Annotated in this window: 28 protein-coding genes and 1 tRNA gene; 5 read left to right on the top strand and 24 right to left on the bottom strand. The window is 66.6% G+C overall.

Annotated elements, in window-relative coordinates; all coding sequences use genetic code 11:
* Window positions 1–8: 8 nt before the first annotated feature.
* The 23 genes from M1K48_RS03425 to M1K48_RS03535 form a co-directional block, all read right to left on the bottom strand.
* The gene (locus tag M1K48_RS03425; protein ID WP_406697328.1) at window positions 9–641 is read right to left on the bottom strand and encodes an N-acetylmuramoyl-L-alanine amidase; all 633 of its coding nucleotides are present in this window, start codon (window positions 639–641) and stop codon (window positions 9–11) included.
* 114 nt (window positions 642–755) lie between these two features.
* Window positions 756–1,520 (bottom strand): CheR family methyltransferase, encoded by a 765-nt coding sequence (locus M1K48_RS03430; RefSeq protein WP_249504471.1) that lies wholly within the window; start codon window positions 1,518–1,520, stop codon window positions 756–758.
* Between the two features lie 58 nt (window positions 1,521–1,578).
* Window positions 1,579–2,676, bottom strand: coding sequence for a chemotaxis protein CheB (locus M1K48_RS03435; protein ID WP_249504472.1), 1,098 nt, complete (start codon window positions 2,674–2,676; stop codon window positions 1,579–1,581).
* Between the two features lie 12 nt (window positions 2,677–2,688).
* Entirely contained in the window at window positions 2,689–3,054 is a 366-nt protein-coding gene (locus M1K48_RS03440; protein WP_249504473.1) for a response regulator, read from the bottom strand.
* 79 nt (window positions 3,055–3,133) lie between these two features.
* A complete protein-coding gene (locus M1K48_RS03445) occupies window positions 3,134–3,577 on the bottom strand; it encodes a chemotaxis protein CheW (RefSeq protein ID WP_249504474.1) in 444 nt (147 codons plus the stop codon).
* Window position 3,578: 1 nt separating this feature from the next.
* On the bottom strand, window positions 3,579–5,930 hold the full coding sequence (locus tag M1K48_RS03450; protein WP_249504475.1) for a chemotaxis protein CheA: 2,352 nt from the start codon (window positions 5,928–5,930) through the stop codon (window positions 3,579–3,581).
* A 75-nt stretch (window positions 5,931–6,005) separates the two neighbouring features.
* On the bottom strand, window positions 6,006–6,485 hold the full coding sequence (rimM, locus tag M1K48_RS03455; RefSeq protein WP_249504476.1) for a ribosome maturation factor RimM: 480 nt from the start codon (window positions 6,483–6,485) through the stop codon (window positions 6,006–6,008).
* Between the two features lie 77 nt (window positions 6,486–6,562).
* Window positions 6,563–7,123, bottom strand: a complete 561-nt coding sequence (gene rpsP, locus M1K48_RS03460; protein ID WP_249504477.1) for a 30S ribosomal protein S16 — start codon at window positions 7,121–7,123, stop codon at window positions 6,563–6,565.
* Window positions 7,124–7,150: 27 nt separating this feature from the next.
* The gene (ffh, locus tag M1K48_RS03465; RefSeq protein WP_249504478.1) at window positions 7,151–8,608 is read right to left on the bottom strand and encodes a signal recognition particle protein; all 1,458 of its coding nucleotides are present in this window, start codon (window positions 8,606–8,608) and stop codon (window positions 7,151–7,153) included.
* Window positions 8,609–8,790: 182 nt separating this feature from the next.
* Window positions 8,791–10,059 carry an ATP-dependent Clp protease ATP-binding subunit ClpX gene (gene clpX / locus M1K48_RS03470; RefSeq protein ID WP_168069177.1) on the bottom strand — a complete coding sequence of 423 codons (1,269 nt, stop codon included), beginning with the start codon at window positions 10,057–10,059 and terminating at the stop codon, window positions 8,791–8,793.
* A 207-nt stretch (window positions 10,060–10,266) separates the two neighbouring features.
* Window positions 10,267–10,341: transfer RNA gene (locus tag M1K48_RS03475), tRNA-Gln, on the bottom strand.
* Between the two features lie 66 nt (window positions 10,342–10,407).
* A complete protein-coding gene (locus M1K48_RS03480; RefSeq protein ID WP_249504479.1) occupies window positions 10,408–12,000 on the bottom strand; it encodes an MFS transporter in 1,593 nt (530 codons plus the stop codon).
* A gap of 52 nt (window positions 12,001–12,052) precedes the next feature.
* A complete protein-coding gene (locus M1K48_RS03485) occupies window positions 12,053–12,925 on the bottom strand; it encodes a branched-chain amino acid aminotransferase (protein ID WP_249504480.1) in 873 nt (290 codons plus the stop codon).
* A gap of 31 nt (window positions 12,926–12,956) precedes the next feature.
* Window positions 12,957–13,745 (bottom strand): pyrroline-5-carboxylate reductase family protein, encoded by a 789-nt coding sequence (locus M1K48_RS03490; RefSeq protein ID WP_249504481.1) that lies wholly within the window; start codon window positions 13,743–13,745, stop codon window positions 12,957–12,959.
* A 235-nt stretch (window positions 13,746–13,980) separates the two neighbouring features.
* Window positions 13,981–14,496, bottom strand: a complete 516-nt coding sequence (locus tag M1K48_RS03495) for a type III secretion system chaperone family protein (RefSeq protein ID WP_249504482.1) — start codon at window positions 14,494–14,496, stop codon at window positions 13,981–13,983.
* A 2-nt stretch (window positions 14,497–14,498) separates the two neighbouring features.
* Window positions 14,499–14,876: an accessory factor UbiK family protein gene (locus tag M1K48_RS03500; RefSeq protein ID WP_249504483.1), complete on the bottom strand. Its 378-nt coding sequence runs from the start codon at window positions 14,874–14,876 to the stop codon at window positions 14,499–14,501.
* Window positions 14,877–14,878: 2 nt separating this feature from the next.
* The gene (locus M1K48_RS03505; RefSeq protein ID WP_319941196.1) at window positions 14,879–15,412 is read right to left on the bottom strand and encodes a TspO/MBR family protein; all 534 of its coding nucleotides are present in this window, start codon (window positions 15,410–15,412) and stop codon (window positions 14,879–14,881) included.
* On the bottom strand, window positions 15,393–16,148 hold the full coding sequence (locus tag M1K48_RS03510) for a TlyA family RNA methyltransferase (RefSeq protein ID WP_249504484.1): 756 nt from the start codon (window positions 16,146–16,148) through the stop codon (window positions 15,393–15,395). The genes M1K48_RS03505 and M1K48_RS03510 overlap by 20 nt, the downstream gene beginning before the upstream one ends.
* A gap of 61 nt (window positions 16,149–16,209) precedes the next feature.
* Window positions 16,210–16,623: a GxxExxY protein gene (locus M1K48_RS03515; protein ID WP_249504485.1), complete on the bottom strand. Its 414-nt coding sequence runs from the start codon at window positions 16,621–16,623 to the stop codon at window positions 16,210–16,212.
* A gap of 36 nt (window positions 16,624–16,659) precedes the next feature.
* The gene (gene dxs / locus M1K48_RS03520) at window positions 16,660–18,588 is read right to left on the bottom strand and encodes a 1-deoxy-D-xylulose-5-phosphate synthase (protein ID WP_249504486.1); all 1,929 of its coding nucleotides are present in this window, start codon (window positions 18,586–18,588) and stop codon (window positions 16,660–16,662) included.
* A gap of 46 nt (window positions 18,589–18,634) precedes the next feature.
* Window positions 18,635–19,648 carry an AAA family ATPase gene (locus tag M1K48_RS03525; RefSeq protein ID WP_249504487.1) on the bottom strand — a complete coding sequence of 338 codons (1,014 nt, stop codon included), beginning with the start codon at window positions 19,646–19,648 and terminating at the stop codon, window positions 18,635–18,637.
* Complete coding sequence (pnuC, locus tag M1K48_RS03530; RefSeq protein ID WP_249504488.1) at window positions 19,645–20,208, bottom strand: nicotinamide riboside transporter PnuC; 564 nt, start codon at window positions 20,206–20,208, stop codon at window positions 19,645–19,647. The genes M1K48_RS03525 and pnuC overlap by 4 nt, the downstream gene beginning before the upstream one ends.
* A gap of 35 nt (window positions 20,209–20,243) precedes the next feature.
* Window positions 20,244–20,702: a Fur family transcriptional regulator gene (locus tag M1K48_RS03535; RefSeq protein ID WP_249504489.1), complete on the bottom strand. Its 459-nt coding sequence runs from the start codon at window positions 20,700–20,702 to the stop codon at window positions 20,244–20,246.
* Between the two features lie 70 nt (window positions 20,703–20,772).
* Between M1K48_RS03535 and M1K48_RS03540 the strand changes: the two genes are divergently transcribed.
* Window positions 20,773–21,465 carry a TMEM175 family protein gene (locus tag M1K48_RS03540; protein WP_249504490.1) on the top strand — a complete coding sequence of 231 codons (693 nt, stop codon included), beginning with the start codon at window positions 20,773–20,775 and terminating at the stop codon, window positions 21,463–21,465.
* Here M1K48_RS03540 and M1K48_RS03545 read toward each other — a convergent pair.
* The gene (locus M1K48_RS03545; RefSeq protein ID WP_249504491.1) at window positions 21,462–21,851 is read right to left on the bottom strand and encodes a MerC domain-containing protein; all 390 of its coding nucleotides are present in this window, start codon (window positions 21,849–21,851) and stop codon (window positions 21,462–21,464) included. The genes M1K48_RS03540 and M1K48_RS03545 overlap by 4 nt on opposite strands.
* A 128-nt stretch (window positions 21,852–21,979) precedes the next feature.
* Between M1K48_RS03545 and M1K48_RS03550 the strand changes: the two genes are divergently transcribed.
* The 4 genes from M1K48_RS03550 to rpsI all read left to right on the top strand — a co-directional run bounded on the left by M1K48_RS03550 (window position 21,980) and on the right by rpsI (window position 24,599).
* Entirely contained in the window at window positions 21,980–23,083 is a 1,104-nt protein-coding gene (locus tag M1K48_RS03550; RefSeq protein WP_249504492.1) for a COX15/CtaA family protein, read from the top strand.
* Between the two features lie 3 nt (window positions 23,084–23,086).
* Window positions 23,087–23,407, top strand: a complete 321-nt coding sequence (gene cutA, locus M1K48_RS03555; RefSeq protein ID WP_249504493.1) for a divalent-cation tolerance protein CutA — start codon at window positions 23,087–23,089, stop codon at window positions 23,405–23,407.
* Between the two features lie 126 nt (window positions 23,408–23,533).
* On the top strand, window positions 23,534–24,013 hold the full coding sequence (rplM, locus tag M1K48_RS03560; protein ID WP_249504494.1) for a 50S ribosomal protein L13: 480 nt from the start codon (window positions 23,534–23,536) through the stop codon (window positions 24,011–24,013).
* 1 nt (window position 24,014) lies between these two features.
* Complete coding sequence (gene rpsI / locus M1K48_RS03565; RefSeq protein WP_249504495.1) at window positions 24,015–24,599, top strand: 30S ribosomal protein S9; 585 nt, start codon at window positions 24,015–24,017, stop codon at window positions 24,597–24,599.
* The last annotated feature ends 59 nt before the right edge of the window (window positions 24,600–24,658 follow it).

Genomic DNA, 24,658 nt, shown 5'->3' on the forward strand with positions numbered 1-24,658 from the left:
GCCTAGCGTCAGGGCTCGCCCTGCGGTCGCGGGAGCAGAAGCGCGAGCAGCTTGGCCCGGCACTCGCCATCAATGACGCCGTCGATGCAATCGGGCCGGAACCGGCGCTGGAAGGCGATCACGGCTTTCCAGCTATCGCTGACGTCATAGCCGAACCGCTCCAGCGCTAGGAGGAACGCGGCGTCGGACCAGTGCGGATCGATGAGGTTGCGGGTCGGGCTGGGCAGCGCCAGGCGGCGCTTGGCCAGCGCCTCCCAGGGGAATAGCTCACCCGGATCCTCCTTGCGGGTCGGAGCGATATCGGAGTGGCCGACGACATTGCCGCGGCCGATGCCGTGCCGCTCCTTGATCCGGGCAACCAGCGGAATGAGGGCGGCGACCTGTTCGTCGGGAAAAGGGCGATAACCGAATTCATGCCCGGGATTGACGATCTCGATCCCGACGCTGGCACTGTTGATGTCGCGGGCTCCGCGCCAATAGCTCTTGCCGGCATGCCAAGCGCGGCGCTCTTCAGGCACCAGGTTGTAGAGAGTGCCGTCTTCGTCCAGGCAATAATGGGCGGAGACCTTGGCGTCCGGCGAGCAAAGCCGATCGAGCGCTCCCTCGCAGGTCGGCATGCCGGTATAATGAAGCACGATCATGGACACGGGCGCGGCGCGCTCGTCATGGTTCGGCGATGGGCGATAGATGGCGTCCACGATCGCCAAGGGACAGGTCGAAGCGCCTTAGGTCAAGCGCCTAGTTGAGCAGTGGGGTCAGGCGGCCTTCACCGCCTGCTCGCGGTGGCGGTACAGGCCACGCATCTCGCGGTCGGCTTCCAACGATGGCGCCTGCCCGATCACCGTCTCCCCGGCGCCGAGCATCAGCCAGCCATCGGTCGCGAGCGCCGACGACAGGCGGTCGAACGCCTTCTTCCGTGTATTGTCATTGAGATAGAGCAGAACATTGCGGCAAAGGATGAGGTCGAACTTGCCCGGATGCGGCGCGGGTTCGAGGATGTTGTGGACCTGGAAACGGAGCGATCTGCGCAACGTTTCCACCGCGCGCCAGCCGCCCGGCCCTTCTTCGAACCAGCGGATCATCTGCTGAATGCCGAGCCCACGCTGCACCTCGAACTGGGTGTAGCTGCCCTCCCGGGCGCGGCCGACCATGCTTTCGCTGACATCGGTGCCGAGGATGTCGATCTTCCACCCCTCCCAGCGGGCCCGGTCCTCCGCGAACAGCATGGCGAGGCTGTAGACCTCCTGCCCCGCCGAACAGCCGGCCGACCAGATGCGAAGCGTACGCGTGGCCTCACGGCGACGGATGAGCTCGGTCAAGGCTGCCGTGCGGACAAGATCGAATGGCGTGCGGTCGCGGAAGAAGTAGGTCTCGTTGTTCAACAGGGCCTCCACCACGCGGGTCGAGAGACTGGGTTCGCGGCCCATGACGAGGATGGTGATCAGCTCATCGATGCTGGTGATGCCCCGCTCGCGGAGCAACTGGGACAAGGCCGTCTCGAGCCGCCAGCGCCGGCTCATGGTGAGTTGCTGGCCCGTCCTCGCTTCCAGCAAGCCGGCAAGAATGCGCGAGCTTGAATCACTTATCTGCATGGAAGGGGCCAATCCGGGACGCAACACGGCGAGCAAGCTTTTCGGGAGGCAAGATGGCCGATGCAAAGCCGGCCTCGGCCACGGCGCGCGGCATGCCCCAGACCGCGCTGGTTGCCTCGTCTTGGACCAACACCGATCCGCCCGCCCGGACCATGCTCGCCGCGCCTTCGACCCCGTCCCGGCCCATGCCAGACAGAATCACTGCCACGGTGCCAGTGAGGCCGGTACCAGCGATCGACGACAGCATGGGATCGACGCTCGGCAGGCACCCGCTCGCCGCACGGCCGCGGACCAGGTGCACCCGAAGCGCTCCCGACGAGCTGCTCTCGACCGTCAGATGCGCGTCGCCGGGCGCAATAACAATCTCGTCAGGAACGAGCATCGCACCCTCCACCGCGATATGCGCAGGGCGGCGAGCGGCGGTGCTGAGCTGGCGTGCGAACACATCCATGAACGGAACCGGCAGATGCTGGGTCACGAGGATGGGAACGCCGAGCTTGGCCGGAAGCTCTCCGAAAAAGCGGCCAAGCGCATGGATCCCGCCGGTCGAAGCGCCGACCGCAAGAAGCGACAAGGGCTCGACGCCCATTGCCTGCAGCTGGGTAATCCGAGCTGGCCGGACGGAAGCGGGCGCTTCCGCCGCGACCGGCCCGAGCGCCCGAATCTTCTCGATCAGGATGTCGGCAAAGCGGCCCTGAATCCGTCCCGTGCCGGGCTTCAACAGCGTATCGGCCGCACCCTGCGCCAGGGCCCTCACAGTCGCCGCGGCACCGTCCTCGGCCAGGCTGGAAACGACCAGCACGCGCGCGCCCCGGGCGGCGGCGATGATGTCGGGAAGTTTGCTCAGGCCCCCTGCCCCGGGCATCTCCAGGTCGAGCAGGATGACGTCAACGGACACGTGGGCCAATGCCTCGACCGCATCTTCGGCGGTTCCGGCGACGGCCGAAATCTCGATCCCGCCGCCAAACTCGACCATCCGGCTAAGCACGGCGCGGGCGACGATCGAATCGTCGACGATCATCAGCCGCAGGTTACGCCGGTCCGACGGCGACGCCGCAATTGTTCGGGCCAGCGCCGGAGCCACGGGTCAGGGTCCTCAGGCGACGCCGACGAGCTGTAGCTTGATGTGCAGCGTTTCGCGGTCGAACGGCTTCATCACATATTCGTCGGCCCCCGCCTCAAGCGCGGCACGGATATGCGCCATGTCGTTCTCGGTGGTGCAGAACACCACCTTAGGCTGGTCGGCGTGGCCGCGCTGGCGAAGCAGCTTGAGGAACTCCATTCCGCTCATCACCGGCATGTTCCAGTCGAGCAGGACCACGTCGGGCATCGACGCCTCGCAGCGCTCCAGCGCCTCGCGTCCGTCCCCGGCCTCTTCGACGCTGAACTCCAGCGTCTCGAGGATATGGCGGGCAACCTTCCGGATGACCTTGGAATCGTCAACGATGAGGCAGGTCTTCATGGGGCTTGGCACCGTGCTTTAGGTCCTGACTTGAACTGGTTGAGCTTGGGATACGCCGCCAAGCGTTAAGAAAGGGCTGTCACGCCGCCTGCCGAACGGCGTCGGGGCCTGCCACCAGGCTTTCGACGTCAATAACCAGCAGCGCGCCCTCCTCGGTCTCGACCATGCCCGAGGATACCCGCTCCCATCCTGGGCCCATGGCCGCACGGACGGGCGCCGGATCGCTGGTCGCGATCAGCACGTCTTCCACGCCGTCCACGATCAAAGCGTAATGATGGCCGTCGACCTCGGTGACCGCAGCTTCGAGGATGCCGCCGGAAAGATCCGCCATCGGCAATCCGAGCGAGCGGCGGCAGCAGATGACGGTGAGGACGCGGCTGCGCAGCGCTGAGAGACCGGCGATATGCTCGGCCGCGCGCGGCACCGGGATCAGCGTGTCGAGCTCGACCACGCTTTCGACCTTCGCCGCCGGAAAGGCGATGCGCTGCCCGGCGATGCGGACGACGAGAAGAAGTTCGTTCATTTCAGCGAGCCCTTCCGGAAGCCGCATCGCGCAGTGCCAGGAGCAGGCCGGCGCGATCGTAGCGATAGACGTGGTTCTCGTTTGCGGCGCCCTCTGCATCGGGGCTGAGGAACAGGGTCCGCCGTGCCGGCTGGGCACTCGCCGATCCGGCCCAGGCGATGGCGAGGTCCGCCTCCGCCTCGGCATCGGCCGGCACCACCCGGTAGCCCGCGGCCTCGACGATCGGGCGCAGCATGTTGCGCACCCACGGGTCCTTGAGCTCGAGCCGGCATACCGGCAAGGCGGCCGGGTCCCCGCCGGTAGCATTGGAGGCACCAGCGAACAGCCAGTGGGCATCGACCAATTCGGCCGGCTCACCCGCTACCAGGGTCACGCCTTCGACCATTCCCGGAGCCTCCGAAGAAATGATGTGATCGGCGATGGCTTCGAGGTCGATTACCTCGCTGAAGGCGAGACCAAGCTGAGACACGCCGTCACTGAGGCGGAACAGGCGCACCTTGGCGTCCGGTGCCGGTAGGGCGTCGAGCCCTTCCAGCGGAAGGATGTCGTCACCCAGTTGCACCCTCACCCGTCCGGCGGAGAGCGAGACGTTCGAGCCGCGGACTTCCTCGATCCGGTCGACCACGCCCAGACGGATGGCGCGGCGCGATCCGGCGCAGTCGCGGAACAGCAGCACCGGAGTGGCTTCCTCGGTGGCGACTGCCGACGCAGCATCGTCGAGCAGGCGAACGCTCCGCTCCTGCGCCTCGAAACGGACGCCGCCGACGCGGGCCAGACCGGCGGGATCGAACAGCAGGATGGGCGAGCCATCGTCGGCCAGCGTGGTGCCGGCATAGAGGCCGGTCGCCATCACCGCGGGCGCGGCTGGCTTCACCACCAGTTCCTCATGGTCGTGCACCCGGTCGACGCTAAGGGCATAGACGTCGCCGCCGGCGGGCTTGAGCACGATCAGCGTCCGCTCATGGCCAGGCAGGGGGCTGTCGAGGCCAAGCAGGTCCGCCAGCACCAGTTGGGGTACGCGGCGGCCGCGGATGGTGACGATCCCGGCGCCGCCGACTTCGGACAGCTGCACGCTGTCTCCGCGCGCGCGCACGATCTCCTCGATCGCCACGCGGGGAATGGCGAAATGCTGCGAACCGATCGACACGGTGAGGGCCGGAATAATGGTCAGGGTCAGCGGGACGCGCAGCGTCATCCGGGTGCCCTGTCCGGGGGTCGAATCGACCTCGACCACGCCGCCGATCCGCTCGACGTTGGATCGAACCACGTCCATCCCGACCCCGCGCCCGGAAATGCTGGTGACGGAGACGGCGGTCGACAGGCCGGCTTCGAAGATCAGGTGCAACTGCTCCTTCGGACTGAGCCGGGCGGCTTCTCCACGGTCGATGATGCCCGCCGAAATGGCCTTGTCGACCAGCCGCGCGCCGTCGATCCCGCGGCCATCATCGACGATGTCGATCAGGATCTGGTTGCCCGACTGGCGAGCCGACACGCTGAGCAGGCCGATTTCGCGCTTGCCGGCCTTGAGCCGCTCGGCCGGCGCCTCGATCCCGTGATCGACGGCGTTGCGGACGATATGGGTCAATGGGTCACGGATCATCTCGATCATCTCGCGGTCGAGTTCGACGTCGCCCCCATCGATGTCGATCAGCACCTGTCGCCCAAGCTCCGCCGACAGGTCGCGAACCATGCGGGGCAGGCCCACGAACAGGCTTTCGATCCGCTGCATGCGGGTGCGGGTGATGGCGTCGCGCATCTCGGCGATGATGCCGCTCATCCGCTCGAAGGCGCTGTCGACGGTGACGTCGGTGCTGCTGTCACGAAGCCGGCGGGCGAGTTCGTTGCGGGCAAGCACGAGGTCCGAGACGCCGCTCATCATGCGGTCGAGGAGGTCGACCGAGAGGCGGATAGTGCGAGGTGCGGCCTGGCCCTGCGGCGCGGCGCTGGCAGCGCTGGCCACCGGGGCCGCGGCGGGGGCCTGCTCGGCGCCTGGCTTCAGCGCTTCTATCAGGTCGTCGTCATGTCCGTCAGGTAGGGGCGACCCGCTGGCGATGACTTCCACCATTTCGCCGATGCGGTCGATGACGGCGAGAACCGCGCTGACCAGGGTGGCATCGGGCTGGCGACGGCCGGCGCGCACGTCGGCCAGCGCGTCCTCGGCCGCGTGGCTAAGCGCCTCCAGGCGCGGGAATTCGAAGAAGCCGCAATTGCCCTTTACCGTGTGGACAAAGCGGAAGATGCAGTCGAGCCTTGCGCGGTCCTGCGGAGCGGCCTCCCAGGCGACGATCTCCCCGCCGAGGCTTTCCAGCATGTCCCGGCATTCGGAGACGAAATCGGCAATCAGGTCGTCCATGGCCCCACTTCGCGTCAGGTGACGGGAGTGTGGGTTAGACGGCGAGGGTTAAGGGTGCGTTAGTGGGCTTGGCGCTCAGGCAAGGAAGGCAGGATCGAGGACGATGCGGCCGTCTTGCAAGTCGGCGATGCCGGGCTTGAACGGGATCAGCGATTTCCTGCCGCCTTCCAGTTCGATCTCAAGCAGGTCCCCTGCCCCGAAATTCTCGACCGCAGATACCGAGCCGACAGCACCGCCGTCCTGGTCGAAGCATGGCAAACCGAGCAGGTCGGAGTGATAATATTCGCCCTCTTCGAGTGGCGGCAAGGCGTCACGCTCGACCTCGATGAGGGTGCCGCGAAGGCTCTCGGCCGCCAAACGGTCGGCGACGCCCTCGAGCCGTGCCGTCGGGCTCTTGGCGGTCCCACCGACGTGCAGAAGACGGCGCGGGGCGCCATCGACCAGCACGACGTCGTGGGCCGACAGCGCCTCGGCACCATCGGCGAATAGCTTCAGGCGCACTTCGCCGCGGACGCCGTGGGCGCCGGCGATCGCGGCAAGGGTGATGCGGGTCATCTTGGGTAAGTCTCGACTTCGCCCGACACGAACGGCTTCAAACGCCGCTTGTCCCGAGCGAAGTCGAGGGACCTGTCTTAGCCTTCGGCCTTTTCGGCGCCCTCGGCCGGAGCGGCGTCATCGCTGCCCTCGGCCGGCTCAGGCTGGGTCGGAGCGCTGACTTCTTCGGTCGGAGCCTCGGCGGCCGGAGCTTCCTCGGCGGCCGGAGCCTCTTCGGCTGCGGGAGCTTCGGCGGCAGGCTCTTCAGCGGCGGGCTCTTCGGCCGGCGCGGCAGCGGCAGCGGCAGCAGCCTCGGCCGCTTCAGCGGCCTTGGTCGCACGCTCTTCGGCGCGCTCGGTGGCCTTCTCGCCCGGCTTGCCCTTGTTTGGGTTGCTGCGCGCGGCGCGCTCCTTGAGGCCGGCGGCGTCGAGGAAGCGGGCAACGCGGTCGGTCGGCTGAGCGCCAACGCTCAGCCAATGCGTGATGCGGTCGGCGTCGAGCTTCACGCGCTCGGGCGAATCCTTCGCCAGCAGCGGGTTGTAGGTGCCGACCTTCTCGATGAAGCGCCCATCGCGCGAGTTGCGGCTGTCCGTCACGACGACGCGGTAATAAGGGCGCTTCTTGGAGCCGCCACGAGCCAGGCGAATTGCTACTGCCATCTGTTCAATCCTTCTCTTAGGTTTCTGTTATTTCTTGCCAAATTTGTGACCGCCGGGGGGCAGTCCGAAGGGGGTAGAGCCACCGGGCAGACCCGGCAGCCCGGGTGCGCCGGCACCGGGCAGGAGGCCGCCCATCGCGCCCTCCATGCCGCCCTTGCCGAACAGCGCCGCGAGCTTGCCAAGCCCGCCCATCTTCTTGAGGCGCTTCATCGCGCCTTCCATTTCCTGGTGCATCTTCAGGAGCTTGTTGACGTCCTGGACGGTCCGGCCCGAACCCTTGGCGATGCGGATCTTGCGCTTGGCATTGATCAACGCCGGCTTGGCCCGCTCCTTGGCGGTCATCGACGACAGCATGGCTTCGAGGTGGACCAGCGCCTTGCCGTCCTGCGCCTTTTCCATCGCGCCCTTCATGCCCTTCATGCCGGGCATCATGCCGGCGAGCGCGCCAAGGCCGCCCATGCGCTGCATCTGCTGAAGCTGCATGCGCAGGTCGTCGAGATCGAACTTGCCCTTGGCCATCTTGGCCGCGAGCGCTTCGGCTTCCTCGACCTTGATGGTCTCGGCAGCGCGCTCGACCAGGCTGACGACGTCGCCCATGCCGAGGATGCGGCCGGCAACCCGGCTCGGATGGAACGGCTCGATCGCGTCGAGGCCCTCGCCCGTGCCGGCGAACTTGATCGGCTTGCCGGTGACCGCGCGCATCGACAACGCCGCACCGCCGCGGGCGTCGCCGTCCATGCGGGTGAGGATGACGCCGGTCAGGTCGATCTGATCGGAGAAGCCCTTAGCGACGTTAACCGCGTCCTGACCGGTCAGGCTGTCGACCACGAGCAGCGTCTCGGCCGGTCGGCTGACCTCGGCCACCGCCTTCATCTCGCCCATCAACGCGTCGTCGACGTGGAGACGGCCGGCGGTGTCGAGCAGCAGGACGTCATAGCCCTGCAATTTCGCCGACTGCAGCGCGCGGCGGGCGATATCGACCGGCGACTGCCCGGGCACGATCGGAAGCGTGTCGACACCCGCCTGACGGCCGAGCACCGCCAACTGCTCCTGCGCCGCCGGACGGGCGACGTCGAGGCTGGCCATCAGGACCTTCTTGCGGTCCTTGGTCGCAAGGCGCTTGGCCAACTTGGCGGTCGAGGTCGTCTTGCCCGAGCCCTGCAGGCCGACCATCATCACAATCGCCGGCGGCGAAACGTTGAGTTCGAGCTCGCTGCTGTCGGCGCCGAGCATCTCGACCAGCGCGTCGTTGACGATCTTGACGACCTGCTGGCCCGGGGTGACCGAGCGCAGCACTTCCTGCCCGACCGCGCGGCTGGTGACGGTGTCGACGAAATCGCGGGCGACTGGCAGCGCCACGTCGGCTTCGAGCAGCGCGACGCGGACTTCGCGCATGGCGGCGCGGACGTCGTCCTCATTGAGGGCGCCGCGGCCGCGAAGCTTATCGAATACGCCGCCAAGGCGGTCGCTCAGGGTCTCGAACATGCACTCAACTCCGGTATCGACGGACGCAAAACAAAAACGCGCCGGCGGGCGAAACCTCGCCGGCCAGCGTGCCCCGAAAGGCGCTCATCGATGTGTGTCACTTGAGGACGGGGCGGCCGATAGCGCAGGACCCGCCAAAGTGCAACCGCAGGCGCCCCGACTCCCGCCGAGGCGCCTGGCGATCAGGCGGCCGCGTCGTCCTTCTGCTCGCGGTTAGCGTAGACGCGGACCGGCTCCTTGGTGCCGGCAACCACGTCCTTGTCGACGTGGACCTTCTCGACCCCGTCCATGCCCGGCAAGTCGAACATGGTGTCGAGCAGGATCGCCTCGAGGATCGAACGCAGCCCGCGGGCTCCCGTCCGGCGCTCGATAGCCTTGCGCGCGACCGCATTCAGCGCGTCGTCGGAGAAGGCCAGTTCGACCTCCTCCATGTCGAACAGCTTGGCATATTGCTTCACCAGCGCGTTCTTCGGCTCGATCAGGATCTTCACCAGCGCCGCTTCGTCGAGATCCTCGAGCGTCGCGATCACCGGCAGACGGCCGATGAATTCGGGGATGAGCCCGAACTTCAGCAAATCCTCGGGCTCGCAATTCTTGAGCACCTGCCCGGTCTTCCGCTCGTCCGGCCCGGCGACATGTGCGCCGAAGCCGATCGACTTGCCCTGAAGGCGGTCGCCGATGATCTTTTCGAGACCCGCGAAGGCGCCGCCGCAGATGAACAGGATGTTGGTGGTGTCGACCTGCAGGAATTCCTGCTGCGGATGCTTGCGGCCTCCCTGCGGGGGAACGGAGGCGGTGGTGCCTTCCATCAGCTTCAGCAGCGCCTGCTGAACGCCCTCGCCCGAAACGTCGCGGGTGATCGAGGGATTGTCCGACTTGCGGCTGATCTTGTCGATCTCGTCGATGTAGACGATCCCGCGCTGAGCCTTTTCGACATTATAGTCGGAGGCCTGGAGCAGCTTGAGGATGATGTTCTCGACGTCTTCGCCGACATAGCCCGCTTCGGTCAGCGTGGTAGCGTCGGCCATGGTGAAGGGCACGTCGAGGATCCGCGCAAGCGTCTGCGCGAGCAGGGTCTTGCCGCAGCCCGTCGGCCCGATCAGCAGGATGTTCGACTTGGCAAGCTCGACCTCGGCGCCGCTCTTGGAGCCGTGGTTGAGCCGCTTGTAATGATTGTGCACGGCGACCGACAGCACGCGCTTGGCGCGGTTCTGGCCGATCACATAGTCGTCGAGCACCTTGCAGATCTCCGCCGGCGTCGGAACGCCGTCACGGGTCTTCACCAGCGCGGATTTGCTCTCCTCGCGGATGATGTCGTTGCACAGCTCGACGCACTCGTCGCAGATGAAGACGGTCGGCCCGGCGATGAGCTTGCGCACTTCATGCTGCGACTTGCCGCAGAAGCTGCAGTAGAGGGTGCTCTTGCCGTCGCCACCGGAAAGCTTGGTCATAATCGTCCTTGTGTCGCCAGGCACCGCAGCGCCCGGATGGGCAACCTAGCCCGCTTGTCTGCCCGATACAAACTCTCCGAAGGCTTAACGCGTTGCGTTGCCCAAGCGAGGATGTGGACCAGATATGGCTTCCGGGTCACGGTCCGGCAAGGGCCTGCGGTCAGGAACGGCATGGATGACAGCAACTTGGCCGGGATTCTGGGCGGCTGGCTGGGGCGGCAGGATTCGAACCTGCGAATGCCGGTACCAAAAACCGGTGCCTTACCACTTGGCGACGCCCCAATGCGCGGGCGGCTTATAGCGAAGTAAATCGGCGCGGGAAGCCTTTGCAGCGCACCGCTGCCCTCCTCAATCGAGTTGCTTGCGGTGCGTCTCGGGGAGCCAGATCGCACTGACGATGAAGGCCATGATCACCACCGCGATCGTGTACCACAGGCCGGCATAGGCATCGCCGGTCCGCACTACGATGTACTGGCTGATTAACGGCAGGAATCCGCCGAAGTAGCCGGAGCCGATGTGATACGGCACGCTCATCGAGGTATAGCGGATGCGGGCCGGGAACATCTCCACCAGGATCGCGGCGACCTGGCCGTAGGTCATCGCCGACAGCGCGACCATCACCGCTACCGCCAGGATGATCTTCCACGGTTGCTTCTCGGCTGGGTCGGCCTTGTCGGGATAACCGGCGGCGGCCAGCGTCGCGGTGTAGGTCGCCTGGTCGAAGCCTTCGACCCGCTGGTTCCCGACGCGCAAGGCAACCGTCCCGGAATTTGCCTTGGCGTAGCTGACGCCGCGCTTGGACAGGTAGTTGAGCGCCTGCGCGCAGGGTGTGCGATGCTTGGAGGCGAAGACGTTGAAGTCGCAATCGGCGGGAAGCTCCAGCGTTACCGGATTGGTCTGCGTCGCACGGGCAAGCGCGGGATTGGCGCCGTCGGCCATCAGGTGGAACAGGGGGAACAGCAGCACCAGTGTCAGGGCATAGCCGGTTAGCAGAATCTTCTTGCGTCCCACCCGGTCCGACAAGGCGCCGAAGCCGACATAGAGCGGTGCGGCGAGCGAGGCGCCGGCGGCCATGTACAGCAGCGCCTCGGTCTCGCCGACACGGGCAGTCCCCTGAAGGAAGTAGAGGGTGCCGAACTGGCTGGTGTAGTAAATGACGGTCAGGCCCGCCGCGACGCCGAACAGGGCGACCAGGACCCGCTTGATGTTGCCGGGATAGGTTAGGCTGTCCTTGAACGGGTTGCGACTGGTGGTGCCGGCTTCCTTCATCGCCTTGAACACCGGGCTCTCGTTCAGCTTCATCCGGATGTAGAGCGAGATCGCGAGCATGATGATGCTGGCGAGGAACGGGATGCGCCAGCCCCAGGCGTCGAACTCATCCGGCGTCAGCGCGCCGCGGCAGGCCAAGACCATGATCAGGCTAAGGAGGAAGCCCCCGACCACGCTGACCTGGATCCAACTGGTATATTGGCCGCGCTTGTTCGGCGGGGCGTGTTCGGCGACGTAGATGGCAGCGCCGCCATATTCGCCGCCTAGCGCCAGACCCTGGAGCAGGCGGAGGCTGACCAGCAGGATCGGCGCGAGCAGGCCGGCCTTTTCGTAAGTCGGGAGAAAGCCGATCGCCGCGGTGGCGCCGCCCATCAGGGAGATGGTGACGAGGAAGGTGTATTTGCGGCCGATCCGGTCGCCGAACCAGCCAAATAGCAAGGCGCCGAGCGGCCGGACCCCGAAGCCGGCACCGAAGGCGGCCAAGCTGGCGAGTGTCGCGGCAGTGGGGTTGTCGGCGGGGAAGAACAGGCGGCCGAGCAGCGCTGCGAGGATGCCGTAGACGAAGAAATCGTACCATTCGAAGACGGTGCCGAGCGCGCTGGCGGTGATCACCAGCCGATCGCGCTTGGGGTCTACGACGTAATTGTCCGTTGGTGCTGCCGTGGTCGCCAAATCGAGTTCCCCCTCACCCCGACATTAGCTTTGCCGGAGAGAGGGGCAAGCGTCAGGCGAGGCGGCCGTTCACCAGGTCGTCATAGTCCTTGGCCAGTTGCTGCTGCAGCGAGGTAATCTCGAACCGCCACGGACCCGCCGACTGGACAAAGGTGACTTCGGCGGCCGAGCCGGTGAGGAAGAAGCCTTCGAAGCTTTCGAGCTCCTCCGGCCAGATCGCCCGCTCCTGGACCTCGACCCCGCGGCGGCGCGCCAGGTCGATCAGGGTCTGGCGAGTGATCCCGTTCAAGAAGCAGTCGGGCGTCGGGGTGTGGATCACGCCGTCGCGAAGGAAGAAGGCGTTGGCGCCGGTCGCCTCCGCCACCTGGCCGCGCCAGTCCATCATCAGCGCGTCGTCGAACCCGCCGGCGTCGGCCTTGGCCTTGGACATGCTGGCGATCATGTAGAGGCCCGCAGCCTTGCTCTGCGTCGGTGCGGTGTAGGGCGCGGGACGGCGCCATTCGGCGAGGTCGAGGCGGATGCCCTTGGCGGCCTTTTCGGGCGGATAATATTTGCCCCAGTTCCACGCGGCGATGGCGAGGTGCGGCTTGGTCCCGATCGGGTTCACCCCCATGCTCTCCGACCCGCGCCAGGCGACCGGGCGCATGTAGGCGTCGACGAGGTCGTTGGCGCGAAGCACTTCCTCGCAGGCCGCGTCGATTTCGGTGACGCTCCACGGCAGTTCGAAACCGATCAACTCGGCCGAGCGGCGCAGGCGGGCGCTGTGGTCGGACAGGCGGAAGATCTTGCCGCCATAGGCGCGCTGGCCCTCGAACACGCTGGAAGCGTAATGGAGGGCATGGGTGAGGACGTGGACGTTGGCTTCGCGCCACGGCACCAGCTTGCCGTCGAACCAGATCCAGCCGTCGCGGTCGTCGTAGCTCACTATATCTTCCCTCGAATTGCCTCCGTCGCGCTTAGGAGCCGCGGGTCTCCGCCGCAAGTTCGGCCGATCGCGCGGTGGCGGCGGCGAGCGTGCGGTCGATCAGGCCGGGAAGTTCGGCGTCGAGCACCTTCAATCCGGCTTCGGTGGTGCCGTTGGGGCTGGTCACACGGCGGGCGAGGTCGGTCATCGGCTCCCCGCTGCTTGCCGCCAGCCAGGCCGAGCCGAGCACCGCCTCACGCGCGGCGGTGAGCGCGATACCGGCGTCGAGGCCCCTGCCCTCGCCCGCCGCGGCGAACGCGGCGATGAAGCGGGCGACATAGGCGGGGGTCGAACCGGCGACGAAGCCGATCGCGCCGAATTCTTCCTCCGAGGCGCACCAGGGCGCGAAGCCGAGCATGGAGAACCATGGCTGGAGTTCGGACTGAAGCGCCGGGTCCGAACACAGCAAGGGCAGCACGCCGCGGCGAACGGCGACCGGAAGGTTGGGCATGACCCGGACGATTGCGCGGGCGCGGGGGAAATAGCCTTTCAGGGTCGCCATGTCGGCGCCGGCGAGGATCGAGATGATTGTCGTACGCGAGGTCACCCAGCGGGCCACGTCAGGGGCGAGGTCGCGCAATTGCTGGGGCTTGAAGCCGAGGACGATGCGGTCGGGCATGAGGTCGGCTTCACCCACCGAGCGGACGGTGCGGATCCCGGGAACGGGGGTGCCGCTGGGGCGGACCGCGGTGAAGCTGGCGGGATCCTCTCCGGCGACCAGCCACCCGGCGACCATCGCCGAACCCATGTTCCCGCAGCCGATGAAGAGGTTTTGCGTCATGGGTCGGCTCGCTTCGTTAGATGAACAAGGTCACAAAAGTCACAGGTGACGGCATGTCAGAATTGACGGTTTTTCGCCGTTTTCGATTCGCCACTCAGTCCGGTCGGTTCGGAAGACGGAGCAGGGGAAATCCTACTTTGCAAGCTTCAGCTGTCTTTTCGTCCGCCCTGAGCGAAGTCGATGGGCATCGGCGCAGGCGTGCTTCGATGGCCCCCAGCATCAACGACCCTGGGACCTAGGCCTCGCCGGCGGTCTCGATCAGCGCGGCCTGAATCGCCTCGGTTGGGGTCTTGCCGCCCCACAGGACGAACTGGAAGACGGGATAGAAGCGCTCGCACTCCTCGAGCGCGGCTTCGCTGAGCGATTCGGCCTGTTCGAAGCTGAGGCCTTCGTCGCCGCCATCGACCAGCGCGGCGTAGCGGAACACGATCAGCCCGCTCGATGACCAGAGTTCGAAATGGCCGAGCCACAATTGCTCGTTCACCAAGCCGAGCGTCTCGTACATGGCGGCGCGCTTGTCGGCGGAAACCTTGACGTCGGGGAAGGCGAGGAACTGGAGGACCTGGTCCTCGGGTCGCCACACGCCGCGTAGCTCGTACTGCGCCCAACTGCCCGGAGCCGAGGCAACGATCTCGCCGTCGCCGGTCCGCTCGCACGGCCAGCCGCGCGCTTCGAAATAAGCTTCGAGCACCTCGATCGGAGCGCCGTCGTCGCGCTCCTCGGTCGCATTGTCCTCGTCGCGGGCGGGCAAGCTCACTCCTCCGGGGTCTCGATACCGGTGGTGCCGACCGGGGGTGCCTTGGCATCCCCGCCATACGAGACGGGTGCCTTGGCATCCCCGGCGGTCGAGGCCGGGGCCTTGGCGTCGCCTTCGGGCGCCTTGCGGCCGAACTTGCCGCCCTTGAGCGCGGCGACCTCGGCCTTGAGCGCCTCGACCTCCTCACGCGCGGTGGCGGCCATCTGCTTCACCGCTTCGAACTCGTCGCGCGAGACGAAGTCCATTCCGGCGACCCATTCCTTGGCCCGCTCGCGCATGCCGTCCTGCGCCTCGCGGGTCATGCCGGCCACGGTCCCCGCGGCACCGTTCATGATCTTGACCAAATCCTCGAAGAAGCGGTTCTGAGACTGCATCCTTAACCCCCTGTAATCCCCAGCGGCGCCCGGTCGGCGCCCGGATTGAGGCGTCCGATCTCGAAGTTGAGAGCGGTCGCCAGGCACAGCCATGCCAGATAGGGCAGAAGCAGCAGCGCCGCTACCTTTTCCACTCGCCAGAACAGCGAGATGGTGAGGCACAGGGCGACTGCCATAGCGATGATGATGAGGAAGCCGACATCGATCGCGGCGGCGCCGAAGAAGACCGGCGACCACAGATAGTTGAGGACCAGCTGGACGGTGAAGAAGATCAGCCCGCGCCGGCGCCAGGCCGAGTTGGGGGCGGAAATGACCATCGCCACCGACAGGCCCATCAGCGTGTAGAGAATTGTCCAGGCGACCCCGAACACCCAGCCAGGCGGCATGAAGCCCGGCTTCCTGACCGCGTCGAACCAGGGGTTGCTGTAGCCCGAATTGGACAACAGGCCCGACAGGTTGCCGAGCACCACGATGACCGGGACGGTGACCAGCGCCACCTTCCACCAGGCTTTGCGTTCAGTGGCTTGGGCGATCAACTTCAGGTCCCTTCCGAGCTGCGAGGAGGAATTCGACATTGCCTTCTGGCCCGGTGATCGGGCTTTGGGTCACGCCCATTATGCGCCACCCCCGGCCCGTGATCCATCGCGCCGCTTCGTCGCAGACACGGGCGTGGACGAGGGAGTCGCGGACGACGCCGCCCTTCCCCACCTCGCTGCGGCCGGCCTCGAACTGGGGTTTGACGAGGAGCAGCGCCTGGCCATCGGTGCGGACGAAGTCGATCGCCTTGTCGAGGACCTTGTGCAGCGCGATGAAGCTGGCGTCGCAGACCAGCAGGTCGATGGGCTCGGGGATCTGTTCAGCTGTGAGGTGACGGGCGTTGGTCTGCTCAAGCACGACGACTCGCGGGTCTTGGCGCAGCTTCCAGGCGAGCTGGTTGGTGCCGACATCGACGGCGAAGACTTTGCTTGCTCCGCGAGCGAGCAGGACGTCGGTGAAGCCGCCGGTCGAGGAGCCGACGTCGAGGCAGGTGGCGCCAGCCGGGTCGAGGGCGAAATGGTCGAGCCCGCCGACCAGCTTCAGCCCGCCGCGGCTGACCCACGGGTGATCCTTGCCGCGCACGTCGAGCGGGGCATCGGCGGGGATGGTGTCGCCGGCCTTGGCAATCTTGCGCTCCCCGGCGAACACGAGGCCGGCCATGATGAGGGCCTGGGCGCGCGACCGGGACTCGGCGAGGCCGCGGTCGACGAGGGCCTGATCGACGCGTTGTTTCATGGTCGAAGCAAGAAGGCAGTTTGAACGCGAAGGCGCGAAGGAGAAGGAAAGGCGCGAAGGGTCATGCGGTGCCGGCCATCCCGTTGACGACCCGGCGGAGCCCTTGCCGGAAGGTTTCTCCGCCAAAGTTCATAAGCAGCCCTACGGGCTGTTTTGAGAGGCGAAGATAAGTAAGTAATTGGGCCGAATGAAGAGAAGCAAGGCGCTCCAGCGCCTTGATCTCAATGATCAATCTTCCTCCAACCAACAGATCAACGCGGTATGCGGCATCAAGTTTGAGATCGGGTAGGTCGATCGGAAGCACCTTCTGGCGCTCGACAAGCAGGCCGTGCTTTTCCAATTTGGCGGCAAGCAGCGTTTCGTAAACATTCTCTAGTAGCCCGGGGCCAAGCTCCCGATGGACCTGAAGGCCGCAGTCGACGGCGATCCGCGCGACTGCCTCAATATCCCCGACGTCCTTCGCGCCTTCCTTCACTTCTTCGCGCCTTCGCGTTCAAACTGCCTTCTGTTCTTACGCCCGCGCTCCGTTCTCCACGCCGACGCTGTTGCGGCGGAGGGCTTTCAGGACGGTGTCGACGATGTGCGGGGCGTTGAGGCCGGCGTCGTCATATTGCTTGGTCAGATTGTCCTGGTCCTGGAAGGCGTCGGGCAGGCGCATGGTGCGCAGTTTGAGGCCGGCATCGATCAGGCCTTCGTCGCTGGCGAGAGTCAGGACGTGGGCGCCGAAGCCGCCGACGGCCGCTTCCTCGATCGTCACCGCGACTTCGTGGGTGGTGAGGAGCTTGCGGATCAGCGCTTCGTCGAGGGGTTTGGCGAAGCGCATGTCGGCGACGGTGGTGCTGAGGCCCATGCTTTCAAGCTGGTCGGCGGCCTTCTGGGCTTCCTCGAGGCGGGTGCCGAGCGAGAGGATGGCGACGGTCTTGCCTTCGCGGACCACCCTGCCCTTGCCGATCTCGAGCTGCTGGGGCTCGGCCGGGAGCGGGAGGCCGACGCCGTTGCCGCGCGGGTAGCGGACCGCGATCGGGCCGCTGTCGTGGAGCGCCATGGTGTGGACCATGTGGGTGAGCTCGACCTCGTCGGCCGCGGCCATCACCACGAAGTTCGGCAGCGTGCAGAGGTAGGCGAGGTCGAACGAGCCGGCGTGGGTCGCGCCGTCGGCCCCGACCAGCCCGGCGCGGTCCATCGCGAAGCGGACCGGCAAATTCTGGATCGCGACGTCGTGGACCACCTGGTCGTAGGCGCGCTGGAGGAAGGTCGAGTAGATGGCGCAGAACGGGCGGAAGCCTTCGGCGGCGAGGCCGGCGGCGAAGGTCACCGCATGCTGCTCGGCGATGCCGACGTCAAACATCCGGGTCGGGTGCGCGGCGCCGAACACGTCGAGGCCGGTGCCGCCGGGCATGGCGGCGGTGATGGCGACGATCTTCTCGTCGCGATTGGCCTCGGCGACCAAGGCGTCGGCGAATACGCGGGTGTAGGCGGGCGGGCCGCCGCCGGGGCCCTTTTCCTGCTTGCCGGTGACGACGTCGAACTTGACCACGCCATGATATTTGTCGGCGCTGCTTTCGGCCGGGGCATAGCCCTTGCCCTTCTGGGTGACGGCGTGGATCAGCATCGGGCCGTGGTCGCTGTCGCGGACGTTCTCGAGGATCTCGACCAGGCTGAGGATATCGTGGCCGTCGACCGGGCCGACGTAATAGAAGCCCAGTTCCTCGAACAGGGTGCCGCCGGTGACCATCCCGCGGGCGAATTCCTCCAGCCGCTCGGCGGCGTTGCGCATCGGCTTGGGGAGGTGGCCGGCGAGGCGCGCGGCGAGCTTGCGCGGGCTGAGATACTTGTTGCTCGACACGAGTCGGGCGAGCGCGTTGCGAAGGTTGCCGACCGGCGGGGCGATCGACATGTCGTTGTCGTTAAGGATGACGATCAGCCGGCTGCCGCCCGCCTCGGCATTGTTCATCGCCTCGAACGCCATGCCGGCGGTGGCGGCGCCGTCGCCGATCACCGCAATCGAGCGGCGGTTGGCGCCCTCGAGCCGGGAGGCGACTGCAAAGCCAAGCGCGGCCGAGATGCTGGTCGAGCTGTGGGCCGCGCCGAACGGGTCATATTCGCTCTCTGAGCGCTTGGTGAAGCCCGACAGGCCACCGCCCATGCGCAGGGTACGGATGCGGTCGCGGCGGCCGGTGACGACCTTGTGCGGATAACATTGGTGGCCGACGTCCCAGACCAATTTGTCGCTGGGTGTGTCGAACACATAGTGGATGGCGACGGTCAGTTCGACCACGCCGAGGCCGGCGCCGAGGTGGCCGCCGGTGACCGAGACCGCGGAGATCACTTCCTGGCGAAGCTCGTCGCAGAGCTGGGGCAGCTGGCTCTTGTCGAGGGCCCGGATGTCGGCCGGGGTGTTGACCGTGTCGAGGAGCGGAGTGTCGGGTCGCGAATTCATAGGGTTGAGTTCCTAGACCTTCATGAAGGCCAAGTCGAATAGGTCCTTAGGCCGCGGGTGCGACTGGCGAGCGGCGGCTGGCGACAAGGTCGTCGATCGCCGCCTTGGCGGCTTCGAAGCGGGCGTCGTAATCGCCTTCGATGGCCACGGTGGGGACCCGGGTCAGCTTGAGCACGTCGCGGGCGACGACGTCGAAGCGGTTGCGCTTGGCGGGGTCGCCGAACACCCGGGTCCCGTCGTCGACGAAAGGTGCGTCGGCCCCCAGCATCAGGTAGAGGTCGGACTTGCGGTGGCAGACGAGATGATCGGGGACGAAGCCGATCATCATCTGCGACCAGGCGGCGGTCATCAGGGCGTCGGTGTCGGCGATGAGCAGGCGGTTGCACCACGGGCGGGCGGCCTCGATCTCGGCCTGCTGGGTGAGGCCGATGAGGGTGAGGTCCTCCTCCCGGCAGTCGGTGCCGTGCGCCTCGCAATGGGCGCGGCCATATTCGGCGACCATGACCGTGTCGTAATGGTCGGCGAGGCGCTGCGCGAGCGTGGACTTGCCGACGCTCTCGACGCCGTGAAGCACGACGGAGAGCGAATAATAGTCGCGGACCGGCTCGGGCAGCCATTTCCAGTGGCTCCACCAGTCGGCCCGGATCGCGCTTCCCGACAGGCCGCCGATGCCGTTCGCGTCGGCACCGAGCACGCGCCCGCCGAGCGGCACGAAGAAGGCCGCCAGACGGCGGGCGAGTTCGGCGCCGTAGTCCTCGCCGGCGAACAGGCGGTTGATCGGTTCGGGATGATGGTGGCGGACGATCCGGGTCCATTCCTGCCAGAAATGCGGGCTGTCTGCGGGCTGCTGCGGGCAAGCGGGATCGCTGTGATAGGCGATCCGGCAGCCGGGAAAGGTGTCGCGCATCCACTGCAGCCGGATCTCGCCGGGGATGGGATCGTCGGGCAGCGCGCAGACGAGGATCGTCAGTTCCTCGACCAGCGCGGCGGCAGAGCGGATCAGGGAGAGATGACCCGCGTGGAGCGGCATGAACTTGCCGAGAACGAAACCGCGCTTCACGCCTGCACGACCTTTCGCTGCCATTCGCGCAGACCGAGCAAGGCGAGCACGAGGAAAATGCCATAAAGCGCGGCGGTGACGGCCAGACCGCGCGAGAGGAAGAGCGGGATAGCGGCGAGGTCGACCGCGATCCACAGCCACCAGCATTCGACCTTGCGGCGCGACTGGAGGATCTGCGCGGCGACGCTGGCGACCGCGATGCCGCCGTCGACATGCGGCGCGGCGGCATCGGTGAGGCTGGCCATCGCCGTGCCCCAGGCGGCGGCGGCGAGCAGGATGCCTCCGGCCCACCACGCACGTTCGCGGCCAGCCAGCCGCTCGACGAGGATATGCCGGTCATCGGCGCGGTCGGCCCGCGCCCAGGCCCACCAGCCGTAGAGCTGCACCGCGAAGAAGAAGATCTGCAGCAGCGCGTCGGAATAGAGCCGCGCGTCGAAGAAGACGAAGAAATAGAGGGCGACCATCGCCAGCCCGAACGGGTAGTTCCACAGGCTGCGGCGCACCACCAGCAGCACGTTGACGACGCCCAGCGCCGCCGCAATGGCTTCGATCCCGTTCAACGTGTCCGCTCGTGACTGGCCCCCCGGCGGAGGGCCTAGCCGCAATCCTCGCAAAGGCCGCGCACTTCGATCACTGGGCGGCTGGGGGAAAAGCCGCTTTTCTCCGCGGCCTTGCGGACGTTGTCCGCGATGCTGTCATCGTCGATGTGCTTGGCCTGGCCGCAATTGTCGCAGATCAGGAAAATGCAATCGTGCAGGCAGCCCGGGTGGTTGTTCGCAACATAGGCGTTTTCACTTTCGACCCGGCGGGCAAGGTTGGCGCCGACGAACAGGTCGAGGATGCGGTACACACTGTTGGCGGCGACCCGGCGGTCCTGCGCCTTGCTGACGGCTTCGGCGATGTCATAGGCGCTGGCGGGACGGTCGAAGCCGGCAAGCGCGTCGAACACCGCTTCGCGCATCCCGGTCCACTGCTCGCCGCTCTCGGTCAGCCGGTCCCGCGCGGCGCTCTTAAGGTCCGCGCCGCCGCCGTCGTGATGATCATGCCTGGCCATGGGCGTATATAGGCGCGCGGGCGGCGGTTCCACAAGTGAACCAGCAGGCGCCGTGGCCCGTTGCGGCCCCATGGCAGAACCCGATCCCCAGGCCCCCGTTCGGCGCGACGACCACGAGGGCGAGGGCGCGACGCGCGGCACCGCGCGGATGGAGGCATTCGCCGACGGGGTGTTCGCCATCGCCTTCACCCTGCCGATCTTCAACGTCGCCCTGCCCTCGCTGCAGGGATCGGGCGCGGGGTTCGGCGGGCGGCTGGTGGAGGGGTGGCCGGAAAACCTCAACTACCTGCTCGCGAGCATGGTGATCGGCCTCTACTGGGTGCACCATCATTTCTCGGGCGCGATCTACCGCACGACCGGCCATTATTTCCTGCTGGCGACGGTGCTCTTCCTGACCATGATCGGCTATATCGCCTTTCCGGTCCGGGCCTTCACCGAAAGCCTGCTGCATGCCGAGGCGGTGCCGGATTCGGCGGCGTTCCTGGCCTGCAGCCTGGCGCTGACGTCACTGACCTGGCTGCTCAAATGGACGGTCGGCAATGCCCACGGCCATGTCGATGCGCGGCTGGACCCGGCCTATCTGGCGCGGCTGACGCGGCGTTACCGGGCGATCACCGCCTGGAACGTGACCGCGGCGGTGCTGGTCTGGTTCTGGTGGCCGGTGGGCATCACGATGGCGTGGATGGGGGTGCTGGCGAAGCTGCTGCCGCCCGAGACGCCGCGTTACCTGACGCAGGCACCGGCGATCGAGGGCGAAGGCTAGGCCCGGCGGCCGAACGGATGCGCGGTGCCGCGGCGGTTGAGGTCGTGGCCGAGCGCGAGGATCATCACGCCGAGCATGGTGGCAACCGCCTCGGTCCCGTCGTGCGGAAGGGTCAGCGAGCCGGCCATCACGCCCAGGCCCATGCCGCCGACCGCGCTGGGCATGACAAAGCCATGCTCCAGTATACCGCGGCCAAGGGCGAAGGCGCCGAGGCACATGGCGAGGGTGAGGCCGATCTCGTGAATCCAGTGCGACCCGAGCAGCCCGCCGAACGCCGACACGAAGGCTAGCAGGACGGTGGTGGCGAGGCAGTGGACGAGGCACAGCCCGGACAGGCCAATGGCCAGCCGGTCCCAGAGAGGGTTCGAGGCGTGCGTTTCACTCATCGTCGCGTGTCGATGTTATAGTGCAACATTGCGAAGGTTACAACGTCTCGTAAGCGGTTTGTTGCACCAAAGGGGTGGACAATTGGTCCGCTTGCCCGATTTTCGCGACGCGACCATATGGCCGCCTGATGACCGATGCCGCCCTGCCCCGCCCGACTGCGCGACCGCTCGCCGTTTCGAACTGGCTGCTGACGCTGTGCGGGTTGATAATCGTGATGGTGGTGGTCGGCGGAATCACCCGGCTGACCGAGAGCGGACTGTCGATCACCGAGTGGAAGCCGATTAGCGGCGCCATTCCGCCTGTCACCGAGGCCCAGTGGCTTCGTGAATTCGAGCTCTACAAGCGCATTCCCGAATATCAGCAGATCAACCGCGGCATGAGCCTGGCGGACTTCAAGAACATCTTCTTCTGGGAGTGGGTGCACCGCCAGCTGGGGCGGGTGATCGGGTTGGCCGCGCTTCTGCCGCTGGTCTGGTTCGCGGCCAAGAAGGCGATCCCTGCCGGCTATGGCTGGCGGACGGGAAGCATTTTCCTGCTGGTTTGCGTGCAGGGCGCGATCGGGTGGTGGATGGTGGCGAGCGGGCTGACCGAGCGGACCGACGTCAGCCATGTGCGCCTGGCCGTGCATCTGCTGACCGCGCTGTTCATCTTCGGCTGGGCACTGTGGACCGCGCTCGACCTGCGTTCGGCGGGGGCGAGGCCGCGCCGGGTGCCGACGCTGGGCCTGTGGGCGTTCGCGGCGCTGCTGCTGCAATTGCTGTTCGGCGCTTATGTCGCCGGGCTGGACGCGGGCTATGCCTTCAACAGCTGGCCGCTGATGGGGGATGAACTCTATCCCAGCGCCGCGCCGTGGCTTGAGCCCTTCCTGCGCAATTTTGTCGACAATCCGATCACCGTCCAGTTCATCCACCGCTGGTGGGCGTTCGTGGTGCTGGTGTTCGCGGTAGTGCTGGCGCGCAGGCTGCGCGGGGTGAGCCGGCGCCATTCGATCTTCCTGCACTCCGCAATCGGGCTACAGATCCTGCTCGGCATCTGGACCCTGCTGTCTGGCGTCAGCCTGCACGTCGCGGCGGCGCACCAGGCGACCGCGGTGCTGGTAGTGGCGAGCTTCGTGGCGGGGGTGCATAGGCTGGCGAGGGTTGGGGCGAGCGCCTCGACTTCGCTCGGCACGAGCGGAACTGAAGAGCGCGACTACACCCCGCTGGTCCCGAGCGAAGCAGAGGGACGCTGAGCGATGAGCATCGTCACGGTCTATTGCGTATTCGCCGACGAGGCCGAAGCCCGGCGGATCGGCCGGCTGGTGGTCGAGGAGAGTCTTGCCGCCTGCGTCAACATCATGGGCCCGTGCCGCTCCTTCTACCGGTGGGACGGCCAGGTCGAGGAAGCGCGCGAGGTCCCTGCCCTGTTCAAGACCACCGCCGACGTGGCCGAGCGGCTGGTCCAGCGCCTGTCCCTGCTTCACAGCTATGACGTGCCGGCGATCACCGTCTGGCCGATCGATCGCACGCTCGACGACTATGAGAAGTGGGTCGCGCGCAGCGTCCTGCAACCTTAGGGTAACATTTTACCCGCCCTGAAAGCCGCTGTTTTGCTTGACTTTCGGGACCCCCGACGCGATTAGGCCCGCACAAGCGCTGCCCACCTGGGCGGCGTTTTCCTGTTTGAAAGAGGGTTTTCAGCCATGAAGGCGCTGATGAAGACCACCAAGTCGGCCAAGCCGGCTGAGGTCGAGAAGAAGTGGCATCTGATCGATGCCGACGGACTGGTCGTGGGGCGCGTCGCCACCTTGATCGCCAACATCCTGCGCGGCAAGCACAAGCCGAGCTTTACTCCGCACGTCGACTGCGGCGATCACGTGATCGTGATCAACGCCGACAAGGTGCGCTTCACGGGCCGCAAGGCGCAGCAGAAGATCTACTACAAGCACACCGGTTATGCCGGCGGCCTGAAGGAAGTCACTGCCGCCAAGATCCTCGAGGGTCGTTTCCCCGAGCGCGTGCTGGAAAAGGCCGTCGAGCGGATGATCCCGCGCGGGCCGCTCGGCCGTGACCAGATGCGTGCCCTGCACCTCTATAACGGGACCGAGCACCCGCATAACGGCCAGGACCCGCAGACGCTCGACGTCGCGTCGATGAACCGCAAGAACAAGGTGGGCGCATAACATGGCCGACAAGAAGTCCCTCGCCGATCTCGCTGCGCTGACCAGCCAGCCGGCCCCGGAAGCCGAGACCGCTGCTCCGGCCGAGAATGCCGCTGCCGACGGCGCCGAAGGCGCTGCTCCGGAAGCTGCCGACGAAGCCCCTGCCCCGTTCGTGCCGGCCGTGTCGGACGCTCCGCTGCGCGAGCAGCAGCTCGACAAGTATGGCCGCGCTTATGCGACCGGCCGCCGCAAGGACGCCGTTGCGCGCGTCTGGCTGAAGCCGGGGTCGGGCAAGATCGTGGTCAACGGCCGCGACCAGGAAGTCTATTTCGCGCGTCCGACTCTGCGCCTGGTCATCAACCAGCCGTTCGGGATCACCGATCGCGCCGGCCAGTATGACATCATCGCCACCGTCAAGGGCGGCGGTCTGTCGGGCCAGGCCGGCGCGGTGCTTCACGGCATCGCCCAGGCGTTGTCGCGCTACGAGCCGATCCTGCGCACCACGGTGAAGCGGGCCGGGTTCCTGACCCGCGATCCGCGCGTCGTCGAGCGCAAGAAGTACGGCCGGGCGAAGGCTCGCCGTAGCTTCCAGTTCTCGAAGCGCTAAGCTTCTTCCATCCTTCAGCCGAAAAGGGCGTCCCGTTCGCGCGGGGCGCCTTTTTCTTG

Source organism: Sphingomonas glaciei (genome assembly GCF_023380025.1).
Taxonomy (GTDB): Bacteria; Pseudomonadota; Alphaproteobacteria; order Sphingomonadales; family Sphingomonadaceae; genus Sphingomicrobium; species Sphingomicrobium glaciei.